20 protein-coding genes are annotated in these 23530 nt (G+C 60.2%); 17 read left to right on the forward strand and 3 right to left on the reverse strand.

The window, feature by feature from the left end; all coding sequences use genetic code 11:
- From ACIQ3Q_RS14365 to ACIQ3Q_RS14430, 14 genes are all read left to right on the forward strand, one after another.
- A partial coding sequence (locus ACIQ3Q_RS14365) for a hypothetical protein (RefSeq protein ID WP_396269817.1) occupies positions 1-916 on the forward strand: 916 nt, incomplete at its 5' end.
- A gap of 11 nt (positions 917-927) precedes the next feature.
- Entirely contained in the window at positions 928-1377 is a 450-nt protein-coding gene (locus tag ACIQ3Q_RS14370; protein WP_396269818.1) for a hypothetical protein, read from the forward strand.
- A gap of 154 nt (positions 1378-1531) precedes the next feature.
- Positions 1532-2464: a M48 family metallopeptidase gene (locus tag ACIQ3Q_RS14375; protein ID WP_396269819.1), complete on the forward strand. Its 933-nt coding sequence runs from the start codon at positions 1532-1534 to the stop codon at positions 2462-2464.
- Positions 2465-2810: 346 nt separating this feature from the next.
- On the forward strand, positions 2811-3260 hold the full coding sequence (locus ACIQ3Q_RS14380) for a MerR family DNA-binding transcriptional regulator (RefSeq protein WP_396269820.1): 450 nt from the start codon (positions 2811-2813) through the stop codon (positions 3258-3260).
- Positions 3261-3266: 6 nt separating this feature from the next.
- Positions 3267-3929 carry a carbonate dehydratase gene (gene can / locus ACIQ3Q_RS14385; protein ID WP_396269821.1) on the forward strand — a complete coding sequence of 221 codons (663 nt, stop codon included), beginning with the start codon at positions 3267-3269 and terminating at the stop codon, positions 3927-3929.
- Between the two features lie 12 nt (positions 3930-3941).
- A complete protein-coding gene (gene aceK, locus ACIQ3Q_RS14390) occupies positions 3942-5765 on the forward strand; it encodes a bifunctional isocitrate dehydrogenase kinase/phosphatase (RefSeq protein ID WP_396269822.1) in 1824 nt (607 codons plus the stop codon).
- On the forward strand, positions 5758-6936 hold the full coding sequence (locus ACIQ3Q_RS14395; protein WP_396269823.1) for an acetyl-CoA C-acyltransferase: 1179 nt from the start codon (positions 5758-5760) through the stop codon (positions 6934-6936). Before aceK ends, ACIQ3Q_RS14395 begins: the two co-directional genes overlap by 8 nt.
- A gap of 5 nt (positions 6937-6941) precedes the next feature.
- Entirely contained in the window at positions 6942-7619 is a 678-nt protein-coding gene (locus ACIQ3Q_RS14400; protein ID WP_396269824.1) for an SDR family oxidoreductase, read from the forward strand.
- Between the two features lie 18 nt (positions 7620-7637).
- The gene (locus ACIQ3Q_RS14405; RefSeq protein ID WP_396269825.1) at positions 7638-8063 is read left to right on the forward strand and encodes a hypothetical protein; all 426 of its coding nucleotides are present in this window, start codon (positions 7638-7640) and stop codon (positions 8061-8063) included.
- Complete coding sequence (locus ACIQ3Q_RS14410) at positions 8050-9186, forward strand: acyl-CoA dehydrogenase family protein (protein ID WP_396269826.1); 1137 nt, start codon at positions 8050-8052, stop codon at positions 9184-9186. The genes ACIQ3Q_RS14405 and ACIQ3Q_RS14410 overlap by 14 nt, the downstream gene beginning before the upstream one ends.
- Entirely contained in the window at positions 9183-9785 is a 603-nt protein-coding gene (locus tag ACIQ3Q_RS14415; RefSeq protein WP_396269827.1) for a chorismate--pyruvate lyase family protein, read from the forward strand. Before ACIQ3Q_RS14410 ends, ACIQ3Q_RS14415 begins: the two co-directional genes overlap by 4 nt.
- A gap of 946 nt (positions 9786-10731) precedes the next feature.
- Entirely contained in the window at positions 10732-11856 is a 1125-nt protein-coding gene (locus ACIQ3Q_RS14420) for an RICIN domain-containing protein (protein ID WP_396269828.1), read from the forward strand.
- The gene (locus ACIQ3Q_RS14425; RefSeq protein WP_396269829.1) at positions 11853-12224 is read left to right on the forward strand and encodes a tectonin domain-containing protein; all 372 of its coding nucleotides are present in this window, start codon (positions 11853-11855) and stop codon (positions 12222-12224) included. The genes ACIQ3Q_RS14420 and ACIQ3Q_RS14425 overlap by 4 nt, the downstream gene beginning before the upstream one ends.
- A gap of 10 nt (positions 12225-12234) precedes the next feature.
- The gene (locus ACIQ3Q_RS14430; protein ID WP_396269830.1) at positions 12235-14574 is read left to right on the forward strand and encodes a hypothetical protein; all 2340 of its coding nucleotides are present in this window, start codon (positions 12235-12237) and stop codon (positions 14572-14574) included.
- Positions 14575-14665: 91 nt separating this feature from the next.
- Here the strand turns inward: ACIQ3Q_RS14430 and ACIQ3Q_RS14435 are convergent, their stop codons facing one another.
- Positions 14666-16114, reverse strand: a complete 1449-nt coding sequence (locus tag ACIQ3Q_RS14435; protein ID WP_396269831.1) for a helix-turn-helix domain-containing protein — start codon at positions 16112-16114, stop codon at positions 14666-14668.
- A gap of 179 nt (positions 16115-16293) precedes the next feature.
- Positions 16294-17196 carry an amino acid ABC transporter substrate-binding protein gene (locus tag ACIQ3Q_RS14440; protein ID WP_396269832.1) on the reverse strand — a complete coding sequence of 301 codons (903 nt, stop codon included), beginning with the start codon at positions 17194-17196 and terminating at the stop codon, positions 16294-16296.
- Positions 17197-18714: 1518 nt separating this feature from the next.
- On the opposite strand from ACIQ3Q_RS14440, the gene ACIQ3Q_RS14445 reads away from it, so the two are divergent.
- Positions 18715-19935 carry a pyridoxal-phosphate dependent enzyme gene (locus ACIQ3Q_RS14445; protein ID WP_396269833.1) on the forward strand — a complete coding sequence of 407 codons (1221 nt, stop codon included), beginning with the start codon at positions 18715-18717 and terminating at the stop codon, positions 19933-19935.
- Here ACIQ3Q_RS14445 and ACIQ3Q_RS14450 read toward each other — a convergent pair.
- Positions 19932-20546 carry a hypothetical protein gene (locus tag ACIQ3Q_RS14450; protein ID WP_396269834.1) on the reverse strand — a complete coding sequence of 205 codons (615 nt, stop codon included), beginning with the start codon at positions 20544-20546 and terminating at the stop codon, positions 19932-19934. The genes ACIQ3Q_RS14445 and ACIQ3Q_RS14450 overlap by 4 nt on opposite strands.
- A gap of 72 nt (positions 20547-20618) precedes the next feature.
- Here ACIQ3Q_RS14450 and trkA point away from each other — a divergent pair, with 72 nt between their 5' ends.
- Together trkA and ACIQ3Q_RS14460 are read left to right on the forward strand one after the other, a co-directional pair.
- Entirely contained in the window at positions 20619-22043 is a 1425-nt protein-coding gene (gene trkA / locus ACIQ3Q_RS14455; protein ID WP_396269836.1) for a Trk system potassium transporter TrkA, read from the forward strand.
- Between the two features lie 15 nt (positions 22044-22058).
- Positions 22059-23516 (forward strand): TrkH family potassium uptake protein, encoded by a 1458-nt coding sequence (locus ACIQ3Q_RS14460; protein WP_396269837.1) that lies wholly within the window; start codon positions 22059-22061, stop codon positions 23514-23516.
- The last annotated feature ends 14 nt before the right edge of the window (positions 23517-23530 follow it).

Raw genomic sequence — 23530 nt, forward strand, 5'->3', positions numbered from 1 at the left:
TGAACAGGCTCTCGGTGAAGGTGTCGGCGCCGCGCATAGGTCTCTCTCAGATCGAGATGCTCACATTGTCCTCGCTGCGCCTCGCTCGACCATCACAACCGGTCGGTATTTCAGCAGCCTGCTAGGGGCGATTGACGCGCTGCAGTTGGTGCTGGACCTGGCGGGCATGATTCCTGGCGCTGGTGCCATCCCGGACTTGATCAACGCCGCCATTAGTCTGTGCCGTGGGGACTTCGTGGGCGCTCTGTTCAGCGCCGGGTCGGCGATCCCCGTCGTCGGTGACGCGGCCGGAGCGGCGAAGATCCTCAAGAACAGCGACAAGTATCTGGAGGCGGCCAAGGTCATCGAGCAAAAAGTGCTGCCGATGTTGCCCAAAAGCATGCGCAAAAAGCTGGAGGAATACTTGGCCAAGATGCGGGCCAAGATTGATGAGGTGATGAAGAAAGAGAGTCGCGCAGACCCCAGCCAGAGCAATAGCGGCAGTGGCGGCAAGAGCAAGGGGGAGGGCAAAGGGCCTGGCCCTTGCGACCATTTGAAGCAGGGCAATGGCACAGGGCCCTATCGTGGCGGCGCACACAGCAAGACCAAGGGGCCTGTGAATGACGGCAAAGACTCACATCACATGCCGGCGGATGATGTGAGCCCTCTGGCCCGCAATGACGGGCCGGCCATACAGATGGAGCCAGCCGATCATCGCCTCACAAAGAGCAATGGGTCTCAACCTGGCTCAGCCCGATATCGTGCGAAATTGGATCAGCTCTTGAAGTCGGGCCGATGGCGCGACGCGATGGTGAAAGAACTGCTTGACATCAGACGCATTCAGGACTTGATTGGTGAGCCCGGAAAATACAATGAGGCGATGCTGGAGATGCTTGAGTATTTCAAGTGCCTGGAAAAGAATAACTTGCTGAAGTAAGGTGGATGGCGATGAATCATTGGATCTTGAGCCCCTATAAATCGGTGGGGCCTCTGCGTTTTGGAATAAGCATGGCGGAGGCAGAGTCCATCCTGGGCGCGGCGGCATTTCGCTCCTACGACGCTGATGAGGGTGTGACGACGTTGTACTGGGACTCAAACGCCACTCAACTGGTTTTCGAGGGCAAGGCTGGTGGCTTGAGTATGGTGAGTTTATATGGCCCTGAAAATCAGGTCAGTGTGAACGGTGAGGTTCTGGATTGGCGCAATAGTTCAGCATTTTATGATTTTCTGAAGGCCTCGGACGCAAATTCAAAACACGCCTATGGGATCTCCATATTATTTGATTTTGGAATTGCCGTGGCTGGTCTTCATGGTGATGCTGTAGGTGATAAGTCAGTCACGGCATTTGCCGAGGGGAAATGGGATCCCATGGATCCGATGTTGAGTCCGCTTGAATGAGCGCTGCTGCAGAACAGACCTGAATGGCGGTCGGCCGTCGCACCTCCTGAAAGGGCAGTGCACAGCGAGAGCAGAGGTGCACGCCGGGTTCTGGCGCCCCCGAGTCATCACTGAACACCTACGCGGCGCAACCGCACGTCCGTAAAATGGTGGCATGTCTTTGCTGCGGCCGCCCCAACAACTGTCTTTGTTTGACATTCAGCCAGCAAGCCTCCCCATCGCTTTGGCGCCATCACCTCCCGCTGGTGCGCCCCAAGCGCCGCGTGGTCCGGCTCCAGTACCTGATGTCACGCCCGTCACCACCTTAGCCCCTCACGCCCCCGGCACCGTGGACCACCGCCATCCGCAAGCCGACCGAGAAATTCTTTTGGGCGAGTCCCTGGTGGCCTATCACCTCAAACGCGCGCTCCGCAAGTCGGTGGGCTTTGTCGTCAGCGCTGATGGCTTGGTGGTGACGGCACCCCGCTGGGTGGGGCAAGGCGAGATCGACAAGCTCCTGCGCGAGAAGTCGGCCTGGTTGCTGCGCAAGCTGGCCGAGCAGCAGGAGCGCCGCAAGCGCGTGGAATCCTCTCGTATCGAGTGGCGTGACGGCGCGACCTTGCCCTTCCTGGGTGAGCCCCTGCGCTTGGTGCTGAATGCCTCGGGCTCGCGTGCTCACGTGCAGGCTATTGAGGCGCATCGGCCGGGTGAGCCGCGCCAAGCCCTGCACCTGCCTTTGCCGCATGCCGCTGAGCCCCAACAGATTCGAGATGTCGTCCAAAGCTGGCTGCAACGCCAAGCCAAGCAGGTCTTTGAAGAGCGCTGCCAGCATTTTGCGCAGGCGCTCGGGGTCAAGATGAAGCGGCTCAGCCTCAGCTCCGCCCAAACCCGCTGGGGCAGTGCCACCGCAGACGGCGCCATTCGCCTGAACTGGCGATTGATTCACTTTGGCATGCCCGTCATCGATTACGTGGTGGCCCACGAACTGGCCCACCTGCGCGAAATGAACCACAGCCCAGCGTTTTGGGAGGTGGTGCGCTCGGTCGTCCCTGACTTCGCGACGGCTCGCCAGAGCTTAGTGAAGGAAGTGTTGCCGCCCTTGGGTTGACGCGTCTTATGGCGCCAAATCCAGCGCCAGTTGCCAAATTTCTGGCGAATCTGGCCCCTATCCCCTGTCATCCCCCCCCAAAGGGGGATAGTGGATTGACCACCCCCTGGGCACACTGTCTTCACCGCTGTCACGCAAGGCTAGATGAAGGTCCAGGGAGGACTAAAACGCTTATGCGGCATCAAAGAGGGAGGAAGCCGGTCAACGAGAGTTGATCGGCTTTCTTATTTCTGCCCTCCATACCGTGGTGTCGGGCAGCGCGCTTCTGAGGGTCTCCCTGTGGACCGACCGGCGAGCAGATGACGTAGACTGACGTTTACGTCAACGTCAACTGATCGCCGCCACCATGCCCACTGCTTCCCGCCAAGCGCGCCGCGCTGCGGATGCCGACGACTCGGTCGATAGCCGGGGCGAGCCTCGCACCTTCACCATCACTGAGCTGGCGCAGGAGTTCGACATCACGCCCCGCGCGATTCGCTTCTATGAAGACGTGGGCCTGATGGAGCCCGCACGCGCGGGCCGCAACCGGGTCTACACCCACCGCGACCGCACCCGCCTTAAGCTCACCCTGCGCGGCAAACGCCTGGGGCTGAGCCTGCAAGAGATCAAGCAACTGGTGGACATGTACGAGTCAGGAACCGACACCCGACCACAGTTGGAAGCCTTTATGCAAGTGCTGGCCAACCACCGCACCCAGTTGGAGCAGCAGCTTGAGGACATCCAGGTGACGCTGGCAGAAATCGAACAACATGAACTGCGTTGCCGCAGCCTCTTGGCCAAGCGGCCCAAAGCCTGACCCCTCATGACCACGCAACTGACCGAACTGTTTGAAAGCAACCGCCAATGGGCGGCTCTGACCGAAGCCCAAGATCCTGGCTTTTTCAGCAAGCTGCTGGAGCAACAAACCCCGCAATACCTCTGGATCGGTTGTGCTGACAGCCGCGTGCCGGCCAACGAATTGGTCGGCCTACTCCCAGGGGAGTTGTTTGTGCATCGCAATGTGGCGAATGTGGTGGCGCACTCAGACCTCAATGCACTGTCGGTCATTCAATTCGCCGTCGATGGCCTGAAGGTGCAGCACATCATCGTGGTGGGTCATTCCAACTGCGGTGGCGTCAAGGCGGCGCTCAATGACCTGCGCTTGGGTCTGGTCGATAACTGGCTGCGCCATGTCAAGGATGTGCGCCACCAGCACCAGGCATTCCTCGACCAAATCGATGCTGAACGCCGAGTCGATGCGCTGTGTGAGCTCAATGTGCTGGAGCAGGCTCGCAATGTCTGCACCAGCACGGTGGTGCTCGATGCCTGGACGCGCGGCCAGGAGGTGGTCGTCCACGGCTGGGTCTATGGGCTGCATAACGGCCTGCTGGACGACCTGAAAATGACTGCCCGCGCAGCGGAAGACGTAGACACCGCCTATGCGCACGCCTTGAGCGGCATCCGTGATCGTTATCTGGCTGCTTGAAGCCAAACGCCCATGTTCCCCCAGCAGCTCAACGACAGCCGTGCCTTTGACATTGCAGCTGCACTGCTGGAGGGCTTTAACCGCCATTACCGCTTGTTCCGCCAAACCAGCGCACAGGCCAAGCAGCGCTTCGAGCGTGCCGATTGGCATGGTCAACAGGCGGCCCAGCGCGAGCGTATTGAGTTCTACGACCTGCGCGTGGCAGAGAGCACCCAGCGCCTACAGCAGGAGTTCAGGGCCTCTGAGCTGTCCATGAACACCTGGCAGCAAATCAAGCTGCACTACATCGGCTTGCTGACCAATCATCACCAGCCGGAGTTGGCCGAGACCTTCTTCAACTCGGTCACCACCAAGATCCTGCACCGTCACTACTTCCACAACGACTTCATCTTTGTGCGCCCGGCGGTTTCCACCGAATACATCGAAAACGACGAACCGGCGGCCACGCCAACTTACCGCGCCTACTACCCGAGCAAGGACAGCCTGCGCGAGTCTTGCTGGCGCATGGTCAGCAACTTCCAGCTTGAAGGCCGCTGGGAAGACTTAGACCGCGACGTGGACGCTGTGCTGGCCGCCCTAGAGGCCCAGCTGGGGGAGTTCCGCGCTCGCGCCAACTTCCAGATCCAGGTGCTGTCCAGTCTGTTCTACCGCAACAAAGCCGCCTACATCGTGGGCAAGGTGGTCAATGGCTTTCGGGAGATTCCCCTGGCCCTGCCCATCTTGCACAAGGAGGCTGGGCAGCTGGTGATCGACACGGCCTTGTTTGGCGAAGAAGACCTGCTGCTGCTGTTCAGCTTTGCACGGGCTTACTTCATGGTCGACATGGAGATCCCCAGCGCCTATGTGCAGTTTCTACGCAGCCTGATGCCCCGCAAGCCACGCGCCGAGCTGTACAGCGCCCTGGGCCTGCAAAAGCACGGCAAGAACCTGTTCTACCGAGATTTTTTGCACCACCTGCGCCACAGCAGCGACCGCTTCCGCATTGCCCCTGGCATCAAGGGCATGGTGATGCTGGTGTTCGACCTGCCCAGCTTTCCCTTTGTCTTCAAGGTCATCAAAGACTACTACCCACCGCCCAAGGAGACCACGCGCGAGGGCATCATGGGCAAGTACCTGCTGGTCAAGCAACATGACCGCGTGGGGCGCATGGCCGACACGTTGGAGTTCAGCAATGTGGCCTTTCCGCATGCGCGCTTTGACGACGAACTGGTGGCCGAGCTCCAAAAGTTCTGCCCCAGCGTGCTGGAGATCTCCGACCGCGACGGCGACGGTCAGGTCGAGCTGATCCTGAAGCATGTCTACATCGAGCGGCGCATGATCCCGCTCAACATCTATCTGCAAGACGCCACGCCAGAGCAACTCACCCAAGCCGTGATCGAGTACGGCAACGCCATCAAAGACCTGGTGGCCGCCAACATCTTCCCCGGCGACATGCTGTGGAAAAACTTTGGCGTGACCCGCCATGGCAAAGTGGTGTTCTACGACTACGACGAGATCGAGTACATCACTGATTGCAACTTCCGCCGCGTGCCCGAACCGCGCAACGAGGAAGAGGAAATGTCCGGCGAGGTTTGGTACACCGTTCGCCCGGGCGATGTCTTCCCCGAAACCTTTGAGCCCTTTTTGCTGGGCAACCCGGCGGTGCGGCAAGTTTTTATGCAGCACCATGCGGACCTGCTCGACCCCGCCTTTTGGCAGCGCCACCAGGCGCGCATTGCCCAAGGCCATGTACACGACGTGTTCCCTTACGACCCTGCCAAGCGCTTCGTTCACCCACGAAGCGGCTTGACTCATTCAACCTTCCCTGAACCTTCGAAGGAGCTTTCTCATGAGTGATCCCATCGTCATCGTCTCGGCCGCCCGCACCCCGATTGGCGGCCTCTTGGGCGACTTCGCCAACCTGCCGGCTTGGGAGCTGGGCGGGGTGGCCATCAAGGCTGCTGTCGAGCGTGCGGGTGTGCCTGGTGACGCCGTCAATGAAGTGCTGATGGGCAACTGCCTGATGGCGGGCCAAGGCCAAGCCCCGGCACGCCAAGCGGTGCTGAAGGCCGGTCTGCCGCAATCGGCTGGTGCGGTGACGCTGAGCAAGATGTGCGGCTCAGGCATGCGCGCCATGATGTTTGCCCATGACATGCTGGCCGCAGGCAGTGTGGACGTGATGGTGGCTGGCGGCATGGAGAGCATGACCAACGCCCCGCACCTGATGTTTGCGCGCAAGGGCGTGAAGTACGGTGCGGCGCAGATGTTCGACCACATGGCCATGGACGGCCTGGAAGACGCCTATGAGCGTGGCAAGGCCATGGGCGTGTTTGCCGAACAATGCGTGGCCAAATATGGCTTCACCCGCGAGGCTCAAGACGCTTTCGCCATTGCGTCGACCACCCGCGCTAAGCAAGCCAACGAAGACGGCAGCTTCGACTGGGAAATCGCCCCGGTCACGCTGGCCGGTCGCGGTGGCGAGGTACTGATCAAGCATGACGAGCAACCCTTCAAGGCCAAACTCGACAAGATCGCAGGCCTCAAGCCCGCCTTCAAGAAAGACGGCACCATCACCGCGGCCAATGCCTCCAGCATCTCCGACGGCGCGGCCGCCCTGGTGCTGATGCGGGCCTCCACCGCCGCGCGCATGGGCCTGTCGCCCGTGGCGCGCATCGTCTCGCACGCCGTGCATGCCCAAGCGCCCGAGTGGTTCTCCACCGCCCCGGCGGGTGCCATCCAAAAGGCGCTGGCTAAGGCGGGCTGGACGGCCGAGCAGGTGGATCTCTGGGAGGTCAACGAGGCCTTCGCCGCTGTCACCATGGCCGCCATGCATGAGTTCAAGCTGCCGCACGAGATCGTCAACGTGCACGGCGGCGCTTGCGCCCTGGGCCACCCCATCGGCGCCTCGGGCGCGCGCATTGTGGTGACGCTGCTGGGCGCGCTCAAGAAGCAAGGCAAGAAGCGCGGCATGGCCTCGCTGTGCATCGGCGGTGGTGAAGCCACCGCCTTGGCCCTTGAGATGCTTTGACCCATATGGCCACGAGTCAATCTGTCTTGGTGATCGGTGCCTCGCGCGGCATTGGGTTGGAGCTGGTGCGCCAGTACCGCGCCGCTGGTGCCCAAGTCGTGGCTACCGCACGCGATGCGGCGGGCTTGGCCCGCCTGCGTGAGCTGGGGGCCAAGGCCTTGACGCTGGACGTGGCCGATGCTGTCAGCGCCTCAGGTCTCGCCTGGCAGATCGACGGCGAGGCCTTTGAGGTGGTGGTCATCAATGCCGGTGTTTATGGCCCGCGCCAAGACGCCATGAGCACGCCCACGCAGGCCGACTTTGACCACGTCATGCACACCAATGTGCTAGGCCCCATGCGGGTGCTGCCCCAGGTGGCTGAGGCTTTGGCGCCCGATGCGCGCGTGGCCATCATCTCCTCACGCATGGGCTCCAAGGGCGTGCGCAGCAATGCCTCGGGCTGGCTCTACCGGGCGTCCAAGGCGGCGGTTAACTCGGTGCTCAAAGATGCGTCTCTGGTGTTGCAGGGCAAGGCCCTGTGCGTGGCGCTGCATCCGGGCTGGGTGCGCACCGACATGGGCGGGGCGGGCGCGGACCTCACACCCGAGGAGAGCGCCGCTCAACTGAGGGCCAATATCGCGAACTTGCGGGCAGAGCACCACGGCTGCCTCTTAGACATCGACGCGCAAGTGCTCCCTTGGTGAACGACGAGTCAAACCCTCATGAGTCTTCAAGAAGTCCAACAGTTTTTTCAGCGCTACGAAGCGGCATTCAATGCCCTCGACGGCGACGCTGTGGCGGACCTGTGGCACTCGCCGTCGGGCATCGCGGTTGAGCGGGCAGGCCAGGGTGCATTGACTTGGTGGCCTGACGAGGCCCCGATGCGCGCCAACCATCAAGCCCTGTGCGAGGTCTACGCTCAGGCGGGCTTTCACACCACCGAGGCCTGCATCGTGGCCCATCAAGACCTGGGCGCTCAACACAGCACGGCTTTGCTGCACTGGGTGATCCGCCGCCAAGATGGCTCAGAGCTCCAGGCTTTTCACACCCACTATCACCTGATGCGCGGCCCGCAAGGCCCTAAAGTGCTGCTGTGCACCGCGTTCCAAGAAAACCTTTCGGAGATGAAACAACATGCTGCTCAGTGAAGACCACCGCGCCGTGCAAGATGCCGTGCGAGCCTATGTGCAAGACCAGATCGCCCCGCACGCGGCGCGCTGGGACAAGGAACACCACTTCCCCGACCTTGAGCTCAAAGGCCTGGCGGCCCTGGGTTGCTACGGCGTGGCCGTGCCCACCGAGTACGACGGCGCGGGGCTGGACTACCTGGCTCTGGCTTTGATCTTGGAAGAAATTGCCGCAGGTGATGGTGGCACCTCCACCGTGGTCAGCGTCAACAACTGCCCGGTCTGCTCCATCTTGATGGCCTTCGGCAATGAGGACCAGAAGCAGCGCTTTCTGAAGCCCCTGGCGCGCGGCGACATGCTGGGCGCCTTCTGCCTGACCGAGCCGCATGTGGGCTCCGAGGCCGGCGGCCTGCGCACCACAGCGCAGCGCGAGGGCGACGAGTACGTGCTCAATGGCGTCAAGCAGTTCATCACCAGCGGCAAGAATGGGGATGTGGCCATCGTGATGGCCGTCACCGACAAGGCCGCGGGCAAAAAGGGCATCAGCGCCTTTTTAGTGCCCACCGCCACGCCCGGCTACACGGTGGCCCGTATCGAAGACAAGATGGGCCAGCACAGCTCGGACACGGCACAGATCCTGTTCGAGAACTGCCGCATCCCCGCCGCCAACCGCCTGGGCGACGAAGGCCAAGGCCTGAAGATTGCGCTCTCAGGCCTGGAGGGTGGCCGCATCGGCATTGCCAGCCAGAGCGTGGGCATGGCCCGCGCCGCCTTTGAAGCGGCCCTCAAGTACGCCAAAGAGCGCGTGGCCTTTGGTGAGCCCATCTTTGAACATCAAGCCGTGCAGCACAAGCTGGCCGACATGGCCACTCAGATCGAAGCCGCGCGCCAACTCATCTGGCATGCCGCCAGCCTGAAGGACGCCGGCCTGCCCTGCCTTAAAGAGGCGGCCATGGCCAAGCTCTTTGCCAGCGAGATGGCCGAGAAGGTCTGCTCCGCCGCCATCCAAGTGCATGGCGGCTACGGCTATGTCAGCGACTTCCCCGTCGAGCGCATCTACCGCGATGTGCGCGTCTGCCAGATCTACGAAGGCACCTCTGAAGTGCAAAAGATCTTGATCGGCCGGGCCCTCGCCAACGCATGAAGCCGGCCGATGCCGCGGTCTTGCGCGGTCTGAAGCGGCGACTCGACAGACCCGCCGCCGATGCCCTGGTGCATCTGCAAGGCGCGCGGCCGGTGTCCGCCACCTTGGCGGCTTGGCTGGCGGCGCGCGGCTCGCTCTCTGCCCGCCTGCATCGCGCATTAGGCCCCTTGGCGGTGGCCCGTTTGGCGCAAGGCCTGCAGCCCCCTTGGGGTGACGAGCATGCCCTCTTAGGCTTGCCACCCCACACGCCCTTGCATGCCCGCGAGGTTCTGCTCTATGGCGCAGGCCAGCCCTTGGTCTATGCCCGCTCGGTCACATCACAACAGGCCTCTCGCGGCCCCTGGCGCGCCATTCGCGGCCTGGGCCAGCGGCCCTTGGCGGAGCTGCTCTTCATGCGACGGGACATCACCCGCTCTGAGCTGTGCGCACGCCGAGTTTGTGGGCCTGAGGCGCAGCGCGTGCGCCAAGCTTGGGAAAGGGCGGTTGGTTCATCGCCCCGTGGCCCCTGGTGGCGCCGCCATTCGGTGTTCCGCTTCCATGGCGCGCCCTTGCTGGTGTGCGAGTACTTTCCGGCCATTGCTCAGGCTTGGCCGCGCTGAGTTTTGTTCCGTGCTGCTCTGCGTAGCGCAAACCAGCCACCCCGGAGCCTGCTAGTTCGCCGATCGCGCAAATCAATGTCTGATTGCGAGGCCGCGCGCTGTCCTCAAGGGGGCACCCTCTTCAGCAGGCAGCAGTAAATCAGCAACATTGGCTGATCGCCGTTCTCTTGCCCAAACAGCGGGCATGCAAGAGGCTCATTGCGCAGCGTCGTGTACTTGAGGGTTCGGCTTGCCATACAGAAATGGTTTCGCTGATGTCCAGATTTTTATCTTTTGCCTTCTTGGTTTTGATGCTTGTTGGCCTGTCCTGGTGGCACCTTGGCACGGATGCTGAGAGCGAAGGTGAACACAGGGAAGCTGCGCACGTACCTGTCGCCGCCAGCGCCCCATGGGCGAATGAGGTCAGCCCGCCGACGACCCCTGCGCCGGCCTCTGCTCCACTTAGTTCGCTGGGCAAGCCTGCGCATGAGGCAACACAGGGCAGATACACAGCGATGCTGCCCACCCCCGCTGAGCAAGGGGCTTCTCCGGAAAGCCTCAGGCCACTGCTGCAGTGGTCTGTCTGGTGCCAATCGCGCCAGCCTGAACCGATGGAGCCGGTCAGGCGGGCTTGCATTCAGGTCGAGAAGCTGGCCAGCAGCGCCCGTCAAAAGGTCAATTTGGCCGCAAAGCAAGGCGATTCATCAGCTCGCCAGCTGATGAGTGATCTGGCCCAACTGCGCCGAGAGCGGGAACAACCTCCCCCAGACGACGACATGTTGGCTGCGGCCTTGGTGGAGTGGGTTCAACGGAACCAAGCGCAAACACTCCGGTGACAGCGGGCGCAAGGCCGCAAGGGGCCACCCGATCGAAATTGAACTGAACACTTTTGTCGAAAGGAACACATGTGAAGCATTCACTATTCCGTCTCACTGAGAGACATCTTCTGCGCAGCATGAGGGTGCTGATGGTGGGCCTCTCCCTGGGAGCGAGCCACTCAGCCTTTTCAGCCACCGGCGCATTGGTTCACGTCAACTCTGATAAGTGCATCACCACCGGAGGCCCTCTTGAATCTTGCGTACGCGGCGCAGCCAATCAGCAGTTTGAGAAGGTCAAGCTTGCTGGGGGCGCCCATCTGTACAAGACGGGCGCGAACAAATGCTTGGCATTTCAGGCAGGCACCTCTGTCGTCTACACGGGGGAGGAGTGCAACTCGAATGAGCCACGCCATCAATGGCGACTTGACGACGGCATGATCAGGAACGTGGGCGCCAACGCCTGCATCGCCTCGGGTGGAACCTGGCCCGCCATGGCGACTTGCAACCCGCAAGACGGAAACCTGCTTTTTGCTGACGGCAGCGCAGGCTTGGGTATCTTCAACCCATTTGCCGCGCAGTGCGTGGTGGTCAATGCCCAAGGATTGATGGAGTCTGGTTCCTGCTCCTATCACTCAGGCGCACTGTTTGACTATCGAGGTGATCGCCGCCTTGAATCCATGGCTCGCCCGGGCCAATGTATCGGCGGGACGACGAAACTCGCCTTGATCAGCTGCTTAAGTGCACCGACATGGACATTTTCAGAGAACAGATGGCGGCAAGACGGCACCAATAACTGCGTTGAAATCATGGACCCCCACGAAGCGCCAAGCATAAAAGCCTGTGGGGACTGGCAATCATTAAAGCAAGACTGGACTATTGGAGAGACCGTCAAATACTACAGAGCTCAGCCGCAGGATGTCTGGGGGAGTAACGGAAATGTCTGGCGAAACGGACTAGAAAGCGAAGGAAACGGATATGCGCCCCCAGGTAGCTGGCAGTGGATGAGCAATCTTGGATTGGGGTACAGTAAAGTCAGCGCCGGGCACCAATATGTTTGGGCCTTGACGACTACCGGAGATTTAAAAAAATGCCGCCAACCCTGTTATGCGTCCAATCAATGGTTGGGTGTATCTGCTCCGACTAGATTCACACACATCGATGTAGACCCGGCCGGGGAGCGCATCTATGCCGTGTCTGGCGGAAAGATCATCTGGAACCGAGAGTCTGGTATCGGGCCGTGGATGTCCCTACCCCCCCCCCAAGCGTGTCGATGAAGTGGGTGTCTGCAGGACCACATTGGATCTGGGCGGTGCAAACCAACGATGAATTGTGGCATTGCGCCCAGCCATGCAGTAGTTCCACCTCGTGGAAGAAGGCGCCAGGGTTGCTCAGAAATCTTGATATGCGTCATGGCTGGGTTTACGGCACAAATTCCAATGGCACGGTGTTTCGGATCAGGGCTGATCTTTCAAGTAGTTGGGAAAGCTTTCCCGAAGCAGGCGTCATGGACCAAGTCAGCATTGGGCAAAGGGACGTGTGGGGGGTGAGGGGTGGAAATATCTACCAGTGCCAGCGGCCCTGCAACACGAGTTCAGCGTGGACGCAGGTCCCTGGGCAGCTTACTTATATTGATGCGGAATGAGGTGCTTAACATGAAAATCAAAAGCTTGCATGCCAAATTGGCCTTGCTTGGAATACTGATGGCCAATACGGCTTACGGCGTGACATCCATTCCCATCAATGGTGGGCTTACCGGTTGCCGTTTCTATGTTCCCCAAGACCCCGCTACTGAGGAGCAGCGAGGAAGAATCTACTATGACCGCGAGGCCCTCAGCGTGGATGGCAATTGGCTGAAGCGCCGAGATCTAAACTCAAAATCAATGCCGTTCATGTTTTCGCTGATCAAGGTCAGCCAAAGCCCTTCTTATGATGAATATGTGGCAGTGCAAGAGGGGACGAACCACAGGTGTTTGGGAGCCGACGGACATGCTCTTTCGAATGGCATGCGCACTTTCAACATATTTCCTAAAGCTGAGGGTTGTGAAGCGGCATCAAAAATAGACCCGAATCTGCGGTGGTCGACAACATGGTCTTTTGAGCCAGCTCTTCAAAATTACTATTCTACCGCCTCTCAACGGGCGAGTCGTTTCCTATATCAGGACTTTGGAAAGCTGCATCTTTGGGCCCGAACTGGCGGGATAAGTAGGCCAGTGAGTAGCCTAGGAAACTCGCTCGCCATGTTGGGGGGTGGGCGTTTGGGGGGCAATACACAAAACCCTGTTCCAACACCCGGTCTGGAATGCTCGGGTGTCAGGACACCCAGTGATGTGCAAGTACCTTCCAATAACATTGAGCCTGGTGAAAGAGCTTTTGAGCGGCATCTACTTCCACTTATTCAAAATGCACAGCCGCGGCCACAGCATTTTTCAGTGCGCAACACCGAAATGCGTCGACTATTTAATCGTGCCTTGGGAGAGTTCGGTAGCAATTACCACAAGGTGATGTCGGTAGCCCAGACTTATGGTGAAACGCTGAACTTGCCACATGCCCAGCGCCAGGATGCGGCAATCAAACGTGCTGTTGAATACTGGCAGGCCATGGACGAAATACGGCCAGCCATGGAAACGTTCATTGCCAATAATGCTGCCCGCCTGCTTGAATTCACTGAATTCAATTCAAGCCTGCCAAGCGCAGCTATTGACTCTGCAGTGCAAAGAATTGCAATCAATAAAGATCGCTGCAACCACCTGCCTTCTGATGATCAGTCCATGTGTGCGAAGGAGGAGCTCCGTAGGCGCATACTAAGGCCATTTCCCGATAACAGCCATGGGGTAGATTTGTCTGAACTTCCGCCGTCGTCGGGGGCCGCCCATTTTATGGGTAACTCTTTTCAGGCGCGCCTAGCGATGCCTCAGTATTACCTCACTAATCCTGGTAGATTGGAGAGTTTTAATCAGATGGGTCTTAATATTAGGGTCTCGAAACCTTATTGGGCTTCCGTCAAAGGTCTTGGCCTCATGCATACGGATCGTGCTCACGATTGGGTAAAGGATACCTACATTGTGAGCCTTGAAATCACGAGGGATAATTTGGCTAAGGTAACGGGTTGGACACCCGAGAGGGCCTTTGCCGAGTTTACCAAGGCGGTGGGTAAAAGCACGACATCGGGCTTAGAGTTTCATGCCATCTTTCAAGGAGGGCAGCCGGTGGCCTACGAGCTAAACATGATTGCTGCGGACATGAACTTAAAGGCGACTGCTATAGAGTATTTTAAGGCGCAGCTTGCTACGTACGCAGCATCGCGGATGGCGTACGAAACCTTCGGTTTATTCTACAGTTCGGATAATGCCCACCACCTGTATGGTGCTGCCCGTAATATTGGCGCGGGGCTCTGTACCGCCTATCAGGCTGTGCGGACAATGTGCAGAGTTAATGCTGTAACTAATGATCTGAGTCACATGGCTGAAGCTATAAGTCAGGAGGTTTCGGCATCGGGTTTGGTTGAGAGGTTGAATTCCATGGCAGTGGACAATATAGCTGGAGCGGCTAATATTAATGCCGCCCAAGCCATAGCGGCCGGTGTTGCGAATGCCGCTGACCCTGAGATCGTTCAGGCTTTAAATGCCGGGGTGGCCCCAGCGGGTGAGCGGACATGGGCGCAGTTTTTCACTCAACCTACCCACTGGTTTGGCGAGTCAAGTGTTCCAATTGTTGAATTATCCTGGCGAACTCGTTGGAAGGCCGGTCAGGGATGGGTGCCGGTTTCGACGGCTATTGATTTTTCCCTCCTTTATCAGAATCGTGCAAATGTGGTGAGAGCTTTCAATAAGTCGACTCCTGCTGGTACAAAGGTATTGGACGTACATGTTCGTCAAGTTCATTCTCAAACCTATAGGATGTATATCTATAGTGATTGGGATTATATGAAGGCAAATGTATTCAATCTCAATGATAAGGAGCAAATGCTGACCAATGTAACTACAGGGCGGTAGTGATTGCTGGCGTGGTCTCGGGTCTCAAACCGCATCTAATGGCGCTCAGGCCACGCCCACCAGCCTGTGGAGAGCTGGTGGGCTCTGAGCATCAGTCCATGAAGTGTTTTTTTCGTTGCGAAGGCAGCTCCCCAAAGACCTTCTTAAAGTCTCTGATGAAAGAGCTGACATGGGCATAGCCAAGGTCTTGCGCCACGGCCTTCAGGGGTGCGTCGGTGTGCTGCAGCAAGTGGGCGGCATGCGCCATGCGCTGGTGGCGTACCCAGGCCAGCGGGCTCATGTTTTCGTACTTTTTCATGGCCGCTTCCAAGGTCCGTCGGCTGACCTTGACCCGCTTGGCCAGCTCGTCCATCTTCAAGGGCTGGGCTAGGTTTTGTAAGACCAGCTTTTCGGCCTGTTGCAGATAGGGCGGCTTGCTTTCTACGAGCCGGGCGGGGTGTTGGGGCACGGCTGCTTCTGGCGCTTGGCCAAAGGTTGCCAAGTCATCTTGGTCGGTGAACCACTGGTAGGTGGTGCGTTGCAGGTCGTGGTTCAACACCATGAACCGCGCATAGTGCGTCATTGCCGCTTCATGGCGGCCGAGCGCTTGAGCCAGGCGCGCCAAGGAGTAGGTGGCACCATGTACAAATCCCAAGCCGTGCCGCTCTCCCAGTTCGGCGGCCCGAGACAGCGCTTGGTAGGCTTGTGCATCACTGCCGCAGACCTTAAGCACGTTGCCGAAATTGATCTCCAGCCCTCCCACGTAATGGGGGGGCTTCTCACGCCAGCACTGCTTGAGGTTTTCATAAACGGCCGTGGCCGCGCGCAGCTGCCCCTCGCAGCCCAACACGGCCATTTCCAGCAGCTGAGTGCGCTCTCGGTTGATCTCGCTTTCTGCACAGCTGCTTGCCCTTGCAAGGCAAACCCTGGCTTCGGCCAAGTAGGCCAAGGCCGCCGCCTCGTTAGGCGGGCGCTCAGGCGGGATGTCCAAAGTGATGGAGGTCTGGTTATTCAGGGCACGCGCCTGTTGCTGCAAACGAAAGAAGCCCAGTGCCAACCAAAAATCCAGATGTTCGGGCCTGGCAGGTGCAGCGCCAAGCACGCTCAAAATGTAGTGCTGCGCCCAATGGTCCGCTTCGTCGTAGCGCAACAGGCTCGCCAATGCCTGCAGGCCGTAAAGGGCCAACTGCATGCGCTGCGTGCTGGCCAGTGCCTGGCTCTTGAGCGCCCGCTCTGTGACGGCAAAGCAAGCTTGCATATGGCCTCTCAGGCGCAAGCAGGCAGCGATGAGCACCAGGCATTGGTTTTCTTCATGCTGGCGCTTGTTTGCACAAAAGGTTTGGCGTGCCAGCCGCAGGTCAGCCATGGCTTGATCGTATTGCTGCATGCTGGCCGGCTGCCCATAGAGCACCAGCAGGCCCTCCGCCCGGCTTAAGGGCGATGCGCAAGCCAAGACTTCATCGCGAAAGGTCTGCAGCCCCTGGGCCATGGGTTGCAGCGCTGCCCCCATGTTCATCTGCAGGTCTCGCAGCCGCTGTGACCATGCGTCGGATGTGGACATACTGCCTCCTTCAATGGATCCCCGCGATTGTGGCCAAGCGACCTAAGCGGAGGGAGGGTGATGCAGAAAAAGCATGCCCTCCAAAGCAGACACAACCATGAACAGGGGTTAAGTTGCACTGACACGACCTGGGGGCGTCAGAGGCAACTGCCCTCTGAAGGGAAATGAAGAGACCGATGTCAGTTGGGCACCACGTCCGTCGGGTACTTCCAGAACTCTTTGAGCAGGTAGTTCATGGGCAGGTTCAGGGCCGTGTTCTTGGGCGGAATGGGCTTCATGAACCAGCGCTCATACAGCGCTTGGGCCTCGCCGCTGCGTATCAAGCGTTTCAGCTCGTCATCGACGATGCGTTTGAAGGCAGGGTCGTCCTTGGGCAGCATGATGGCCAGGGGCTCGATGGTCAGCAGCTTGCCCACCACTTTGAGCTTGTCGGGCTTGGCGCTCGCGACCCTCAGGCCAAACAACAAAACGTCGTCCATGGCAAAGCCATCAGCCTCGCCCTTTTCCACCATCTCTACGGCCCTGGCATGGTCAGGGGCTTCGAGGATCTGGATCTTGAGCAGGCGGTCTTTGTTGGCCCGATCAACGGCCTTGAGGGGCGTCGTCCCTTTGGTCGAGACTAAGGTTTTGCCTTCGAAGTCGGCCAACTCTTTGATGGGGCTATCGGCGCGCACCAAGTAGCGCGCACCCGTGATGTAGTGCGGTATGGTGAAGGCCACCTTGGCCCGACGCTCGGCATTGTTGGTGGTGGAGCCACACTCCAACTCGGCTTGGTGCGACTCGATGACTTGAATCCGGTCGGCCGCGCTGACCTTGCGGTACTTCACCTCTAGCTCTTTCAGTGCCAATTGCTTCTTCACGGCCTCAGCCACCTTGAGGCAGATGTCGACCGCATAGCCAACGGGCTTCTGGTTCCCATCTAGATAGGAGAAGGGCACTGAGGATTCGCGGTGCGCAATGGTGATGCTCCCGCCTTTGCGCAATTTTTCGATGATGGGTTGCGCTGTGCTTTCGCTGCTGGCGATGCGCGCCGGAGCTTGTGCCCATGCCAGCGGCAAGGTCGACAAGAGGACCGCTGCCAAGGTGCACTTTCGAAACAGCTTGTGTGCAATGGTGGGGGGCATAGCGAAAAAGGTGAACTGCAGTCTGGGGATCTTGCCAGCCCACGAGACCTTGGTCTATGAGGTATCGACCTGATGCGGCTGGCATGCCGCCCCACAACAGCACCGATTGCGAAGTCTCTCGCCCAAATGCGACATGCCGTAGCGACTTTCAGTCTGCAAGCCACAGCGCATGCCGCACGGTAACCATAAGCTGGCACGCCATTGCAATTGCGGTTTCACCGCGCAGCCCTTCGGGGTTCGGGGTGCAGCTTGGTCGGCGTCTTTGAGGTCGTTCACGAAAGCGACTTGCGACGTCAGTAGTTGTTCTTAGTTTGAATCGAGTGCTGTCCCATGGGTCAGTGATCGACATCGCGAGATCATGAATACAGTCATCCTCGGGTCTGGTTTGCCAGCACTTTGCGCGGCGCATGCGCTTTCAAATCTGGGTCACCTTGTGACCGTTCTTGAGCCCTTTGGGGTAGACCTCACATGGGACGCCGACGCGCCCATTTTCTTTGCGGCTGCAGAGGGTGCGAACGAGCTTGCTTTGAAGCGGGGGGCGAGCCGATTTCACCGCAGTGCGGAGTCCGTGCGCCACGCCTCCTGGTTGGTCAATCGGTGGGTGTCGCGACACTTCTTTCCCCAAGGGTGGCAGAGTGCGCGCATGGAGTCCCTCATGCGGCGCAGCCATAGTGATCGCCTTGCAATGCAGCAGCAACTCGGCCTGCCAGGCGCAAATTCGGCGTATGCAGGGCTCATGAGCATTAAGCTGGGGGGCGCGTGCAGCATGAGCAGTGTTCCAGCATTGCTAGACGTCGCCGACTCTAAGTTGCACTTGCGTGGCAGCCTGATTCAGCGCGGGGTGCGGTTTGCAGTGGGTGTGGCCACGGGCACGGTGACGCAATCTCGACAGCTCCAGATGCTGACAGTACGAGTCAATGGTGGACGGCCAGAAGCTTGGCCCACCCGATGGCTTGTGGTGACGGACTGGTCGCAAGCTGAGGGTTTGCTTGTACGGGAAGGTGTCAAGCCCACCTTGGCTCGTTTGAGCCGCCTCGGCATGCGGCTGACCTCGGCCTGGTCTCAAGGGGCACGCAGTCCTTGGTGTGTCAGCGACAAACGGTCCGGCCTGAGAGCCATCAGGAGCGGTGGTGCAGGCTGGGTGTATGGGCCTTCGTGGCTGGGTGCGGTTCCGAATATCGACCCGGAAATGGCGCTACCTCTTGCTGAGTTTGCAAGGCAAGTGCTTGGTGGGCACTGGGTGGCGACATCCCATCGACCGAAGCTGTCTTCAACATGGGTCAGTCCCACCGGGCTGCCTTTGGTGGAGCCGACGGCGTTGTCCAATGTGTACCTGAATTTGGGACACTCTGACGCGAACGTTGGCAGCACTTTTGGTGCCGCGACGTGGCTGGCTGAAGACATAGAACGAGTTGGCAGCAAGCGCCGGCACGATGCCGTCGACTTGGGCCGTTGGCACACTTCGCGGAACCCAGCATGCTGATGCGCACTGCACCACTCGCTCAAGTAGATCGAGCCAGTTCGGGACTGAAAGTACCTCTGGCATGGCATCTTCCGCCGCCGGTCATGAGCGCCGTGGACAGCGGCTTGATGGGGATGACCCTGGACGACATCGAGGGTCTGTTGATGCGAAGCCGCTTGTACGCACATGCGGCTGGCGACTTGGCTTCCTTCACACCGTACCCGGGCTTGATGTCTTCACCGCTGAGACGAATAGGCAATAAGTCTGTTCAAGAGCTCACTGGCATTTGCGCTGGCAGCTTGCAGGTATGGCTGAAATGCGATCACGAGACTCCCATCGGGAATTCGATCCATGCGCGTGCTGTCACACACGCTTTGCTCCCAAAGTGGCCGGTCAGCAAGATTGCGGTGCTGGGTAGCCCTGGTTTGGCAGCTTGCGCTGCGCGCATGGGCAAAAGCATGGGCTGGTCTGTAGAGCACCATAGTGCCAGGCCCTTGGCATCAGACATCCGGTGGGGGCTTGCCAAAGCGGGCGTGATCCAACATGTGCACCACTGCACGCCGGGTGATGTGCGCATTGTGATGGCGTCCCAAGTCAGTCGCGACCCAGCGACCTGTTGGATTGACGCTTGCGAGTCGGAGGACACCGCACTTGCTTATGCCTGCGCGGCCATTGAGCTCAAAGAGCAGCTTCATGGCGCGGGGGTGAAGGTTGACAGCAAGAACCCATTGCTGGTCCTTGTGCCAAACGCAGAGGGGGTCTCTGCTGCCGCACTGGCCATGGCGTTGAAGCAGATTTACGGGCGAGCCGTTCGAACCGTCTTGGTCGAAGAGGACGCAAATCTCAGCCTCTTGCCGAGCTTGATGGATTGGCCTAGGACCTCAGAGCACTATCGCCCCCATCTCCCTTGGGTTCTTGCCCGACGCGCTGTGGCGGGCGTTTTGACCGTGGAACAGGCGGTGCTTCAAGAATGGGTGAAGCTGGTTTCTCGGCGTTTAGGTTGGACGCTCTCCCCCATGGGTGTGGCTGCTCTGGCTTCGCTCGGTATGGCCACAGCTGAGTATTCGGGACTTCCTTCTGCTGCTCGTTCGATGTGGGGTGATCGTGTTGATGCACCGTGTCGCAATGTCGTGGTCTGGTTGACAGAGGCGGCAGGTGAGGGCGCTGTTGGGCAGACGCCAACAGCGCAGACGAGCGGTGAGGATTGCGAGTCCCCAGTGCAGGACACGGACTAAGGCTTGAGATAAATCGCGTCTGAATAGGTCGCCAGCCACTGCGGCCTGAAGGCGACGAAGATGGCGACCATCATGCCGGTCAAGAAGGCATCGGCCCAGGCCGAAAGCCAGCGGCCCAGCAGCAGGTCTTCGGCCTGCACCCCGGCGGGCTCCCCTTGCACCATCCAAGCGAGCAGGCCCGAGAGGCTCATGGCCAAGAGGCTGGCAAAAAAGCCCCGGCCCAGGATGTAGACAAACAGATGATGTGGCAGCCAGCGGCGGATCAGTGCGCCCAGGCCCACGGTCAAGGTGGCGGGCACCACCCCTAACCAGACCAAGCGCGACAGGCTCTCGGCCCAGCCCAGATCGGCCACGGTGCCCGTCAGCCCGGCCACGACCACCATGGCCAGCACGCTCAAGGGCCAGCCGGCCATCATCACCAACAGGCAGGAGCCTGCAATGGGCTGCACCAAGGGAATGCGCGCGATCTGGTCGGCCCCCCACAGCAGCGGCATCGCCGCCCACCAGGCCAACCAGGGCCAGGGTGGCCCTTCCGCAGGCGCGGCTCGCCAGGGGCGCAGGGCCAAGGCGATGCAGAGCGCCAGACAGGCGAGCGCGAGGTTCAGGGTCATGGCCGGATGCTACGGCCATCTGTGGCGCCGTGCATGACGCATCGCAAGTGCCGCCTCGTATGATGGCGGCTTATGAACATCATCATTTTGGGCGCGGGGCGCGTGGGCGAGAGTGTGGCCGAGAGCCTGGTCTCCGAGAAGAACGACATCACGGTGATCGACCCCGACCCCGCCCGCCTGCGCCCGCTGCAAGACCGCTTGGACCTGCGTGGCGTGGTGGGTAACGGCATTCAGCCCTCGGTGCTGGAGCAAGCTGGCATTGCCGATGCCGACATGCTGATTGCTTGCGCTTCGTCCGACGAGACGAATTTGGTCGCCTGCAAGGTGGCGCATGACCTGTTTAGCGTGCCCACCACCATTGCGCGCTTGCGCTCCAGCGAGTTTTCGCCCGGCTCGGCCTTGATGGCCAAGACGGGCTTTGCGGTGGACGAGGTGATCTGCCCCGAGGCGTCCGTCACCGCCACCATCCGCAAGCTGATTGCCTACCCTGAAGCACTGCAGGTGATGGAGTTCGGCCACGGCTTGGTCAGCCTGATGGTGGTGCGGGCGGTGCCCGGCGGCCTCTTGGTGGGCCACCGCTTGGAAGAAGTGCAAACCTTGGCGCCTGGCCTGGACATGCGCGTGGTGGCCATCTATCGGCAAGACCGGGTCATGCCCTCGCTGGATGGGCAGACGGTGATCGAGCCCGGCGACGAGGTCTTCGTGCTGGCTGCCACCGAGCACATTGCGGGCGTGCTGGCGGCCCTGCGTCAAACGGCGCTGCCGCCGGTCAAGCGGGTCATGCTGGCCGGTGGTGGCAAAGTGGGCCTGCGCTTGGCCCGCGAGGCCTGTGTGGACTACCAAGTCAAGCTGATTGAGCAAGACCGAACCCGCTGCGACTACTTGGCCACGCAACTGGGCTCACAAGCCCTGGTGTTGCACGGGGACTGCACCGACGAAGATTTGCTGGAGGACGAAAACGTCCGCGACATGGACCTCTTCGCCGCGCTCACCAATGACGACGAAGACAACATCATGGCCTGCCTGCTGGCCAAGCGCATGGGCGCCAAGCGCGTGCTGGCGCTGATCAACCGCAAGGCCTATGCGGACCTGGTGCAAGGCACGCAAATCGACATTGCCCTCTCACCCGCCAGTGCGGTGATCGGTGAGCTGCTGGCTCATGTGCGGCGCGGCGACGTGGAAGCGGTGCACAGCCTGCGGCGGGGTGCGGCCGAGGCGCTAGAGGCGGTGGTGCGCGGTGACGCCCGCACCTGCCGCATGGTGGGCCGCCGGGTGGATGAGTTGGACCTGCCGCATGGCGTGCAGGTGGGCGCCATTGTGCGAGGCCTGCACACGGCCGATGGTGCCTTGGCGGGCGAGGACGCCCAGCCCCAGGTGCTGATGGCCCACCACGACACCGTCATTCAGGCTTTGGACCATGTGATCGTCTTCGTGCCCCGCAAGCGCATGCTGCGCCAGGTGGAGAAGCTGTTCCAGGTCGGGGCGACCTTCTTCTAAAGCGCGGAGACGGCAGTGGCTCACTTTGCGCCTGTGTTCACCGTGCTGGGCGGTGTGTTGATGATGTTTGCGCTGGCCATGGGTGTGCCCACGGCCTTTGCGTGGTGGGGCGGCGACGCAGCCTTGCATGCCTTCTTGGTGTCGATAGCGATCACCTTTGCGTCGGGTCTGTGGGTGTTCTTCGCCAGCCGCCGCAGCCGTCGAGAGCTGCAGCCACGCGATGGTTTCTTGTTGGTGACCCTGGTCTGGACGGTGCTGCCTTTGTTTGGAGCCTTGCCGTTGTGGCTGCAATTGCCGCAGCTCAGTTTCACCGATGCCTACTTTGAAGCCATGTCCGGCTTGACCACGACATGCGGCACAGTGCTGACGGGTTTGGATCACTTGCCTCTGTCGATCAATGTGTGGCGCTGCTTCATGGTGCTGCTGGGTGGCATGGGCATCTTGGTGTTGGCGGTGGCGATCTTGCCTTTGCTGGGTGTGGGGGGCAGCCAGATCTTCAAGGCTGAAACCCCCGGGCCCATGAAAGACCAAAAGCTCACGCCTCGCATCGCCGAGACGGCCAGAGGCCTGTGGGCGGTGTACTTCTTGGTGTGCGTCAGCTGCTTGCTGGCTTATCGCTGGGCGGGCATGGGCTGGGCGGATGCCTTCATGCACATGTGCACCACGGTGTCCTTGGGCGGCTTCTCTTCTTATGACGCCAGCCTGGGCGCGTTCAACTCGCCCTTGATTGAGTCGGTGGCCATCTTCTTCATGCTGGCAGCAGGGGTTAACTTTGCGCTGTACTTCGTCGCTTGGCGGCGCAAGAGCTTGAAGGTCTTGTGGGCTGACTTTGAGGCCAAGTGCTTTTGGGCCTTGATGCTCGGCGCGGTGTTGCTCATTACGGGCGTCCTGCTGGCTCACGGCACCTACGCAGAGCCCCTGGAGGCGCTGCGCTTTGCTGCCTTCAATGTGGTCTCAGTAGCCACCACCACCGGCTATGCCACGACGGACTATGCACAGTGGCCCGTGTTCGCACCGGTCTTCATGCTGTTTCTCTGTGGTTTTTCCACTTGCGCGGGCTCCACCGGCGGTGGCATCAAGCTGGTGCGCAGCCTGCTGTTGCTCAAGCAAGCCAAGCGTGAGCTGACTCGCATCTTGCACCCCCGAGCGGTGCAGCCTGTGACCTTGGGTGGAGGGGTGGTCAGCGCCGATGTGCTGTCAGCCATCTTGGCCTTCATGCTGATCTATGGCGCGGTCACCATCGGTGCCACCATGCTCTTGCTGCTGTCAGGGCTGGACGCCATCACCGCCTTCACGGCCGTCGTGGCTTGTATCAACAACACCGGGCCGGGCCTCGGGCAAGTGGGGCCTGCAGGCAACTTCCAAGGGCTGACCGACTTTCAAACCTGGGTTTGTACGATCACCATGCTCTTGGGTCGCTTGGAGTTGTTCTCGGTGTTGGTGCTGCTGACACCGCAGTTCTGGCGCAAATAGAGGGTCATTCGGCG

Origin of the sequence: Ideonella sp., from assembly GCF_044358605.1 — a bacterium.
GTDB lineage: Bacteria > Pseudomonadota > Gammaproteobacteria > Burkholderiales > Burkholderiaceae_C > Ideonella.

Bases quoted from the DNA above. Each gene is read 5' to 3' on its own strand.
- ACIQ3Q_RS14370 (WP_396269818.1), top strand. From the start codon at position 928: ATGAATCATTGGATCTTGAGCCCCTATAAATCGGTGGGGCCTCTGCGT.
- ACIQ3Q_RS14375 (WP_396269819.1), top strand. From the start codon at position 1,532: ATGTCTTTGCTGCGGCCGCCCCAACAACTGTCTTTGTTTGACATTCAG.
- ACIQ3Q_RS14380 (WP_396269820.1), top strand. From the start codon at position 2,811: ATGCCCACTGCTTCCCGCCAAGCGCGCCGCGCTGCGGATGCCGACGAC.
- can (WP_396269821.1), top strand. From the start codon at position 3,267: ATGACCACGCAACTGACCGAACTGTTTGAAAGCAACCGCCAATGGGCG.
- aceK (WP_396269822.1), top strand. From the start codon at position 3,942: ATGTTCCCCCAGCAGCTCAACGACAGCCGTGCCTTTGACATTGCAGCT.
- ACIQ3Q_RS14395 (WP_396269823.1), top strand. From the start codon at position 5,758: ATGAGTGATCCCATCGTCATCGTCTCGGCCGCCCGCACCCCGATTGGC.
- ACIQ3Q_RS14400 (WP_396269824.1), top strand. From the start codon at position 6,942: ATGGCCACGAGTCAATCTGTCTTGGTGATCGGTGCCTCGCGCGGCATT.
- ACIQ3Q_RS14405 (WP_396269825.1), top strand. From the start codon at position 7,638: ATGAGTCTTCAAGAAGTCCAACAGTTTTTTCAGCGCTACGAAGCGGCA.
- ACIQ3Q_RS14410 (WP_396269826.1), top strand. From the start codon at position 8,050: ATGCTGCTCAGTGAAGACCACCGCGCCGTGCAAGATGCCGTGCGAGCC.
- ACIQ3Q_RS14415 (WP_396269827.1), top strand. From the start codon at position 9,183: ATGAAGCCGGCCGATGCCGCGGTCTTGCGCGGTCTGAAGCGGCGACTC.
- ACIQ3Q_RS14420 (WP_396269828.1), top strand. From the start codon at position 10,732: ATGGTGGGCCTCTCCCTGGGAGCGAGCCACTCAGCCTTTTCAGCCACC.
- ACIQ3Q_RS14425 (WP_396269829.1), top strand. From the start codon at position 11,853: ATGAAGTGGGTGTCTGCAGGACCACATTGGATCTGGGCGGTGCAAACC.
- ACIQ3Q_RS14430 (WP_396269830.1), top strand. From the start codon at position 12,235: ATGAAAATCAAAAGCTTGCATGCCAAATTGGCCTTGCTTGGAATACTG.
- ACIQ3Q_RS14435 (WP_396269831.1), bottom strand. From the start codon at position 16,114: ATGTCCACATCCGACGCATGGTCACAGCGGCTGCGAGACCTGCAGATG.
- ACIQ3Q_RS14445 (WP_396269833.1), top strand. From the start codon at position 18,715: ATGCTGATGCGCACTGCACCACTCGCTCAAGTAGATCGAGCCAGTTCG.
- ACIQ3Q_RS14450 (WP_396269834.1), bottom strand. From the start codon at position 20,546: ATGACCCTGAACCTCGCGCTCGCCTGTCTGGCGCTCTGCATCGCCTTG.
- trkA (WP_396269836.1), top strand. From the start codon at position 20,619: ATGAACATCATCATTTTGGGCGCGGGGCGCGTGGGCGAGAGTGTGGCC.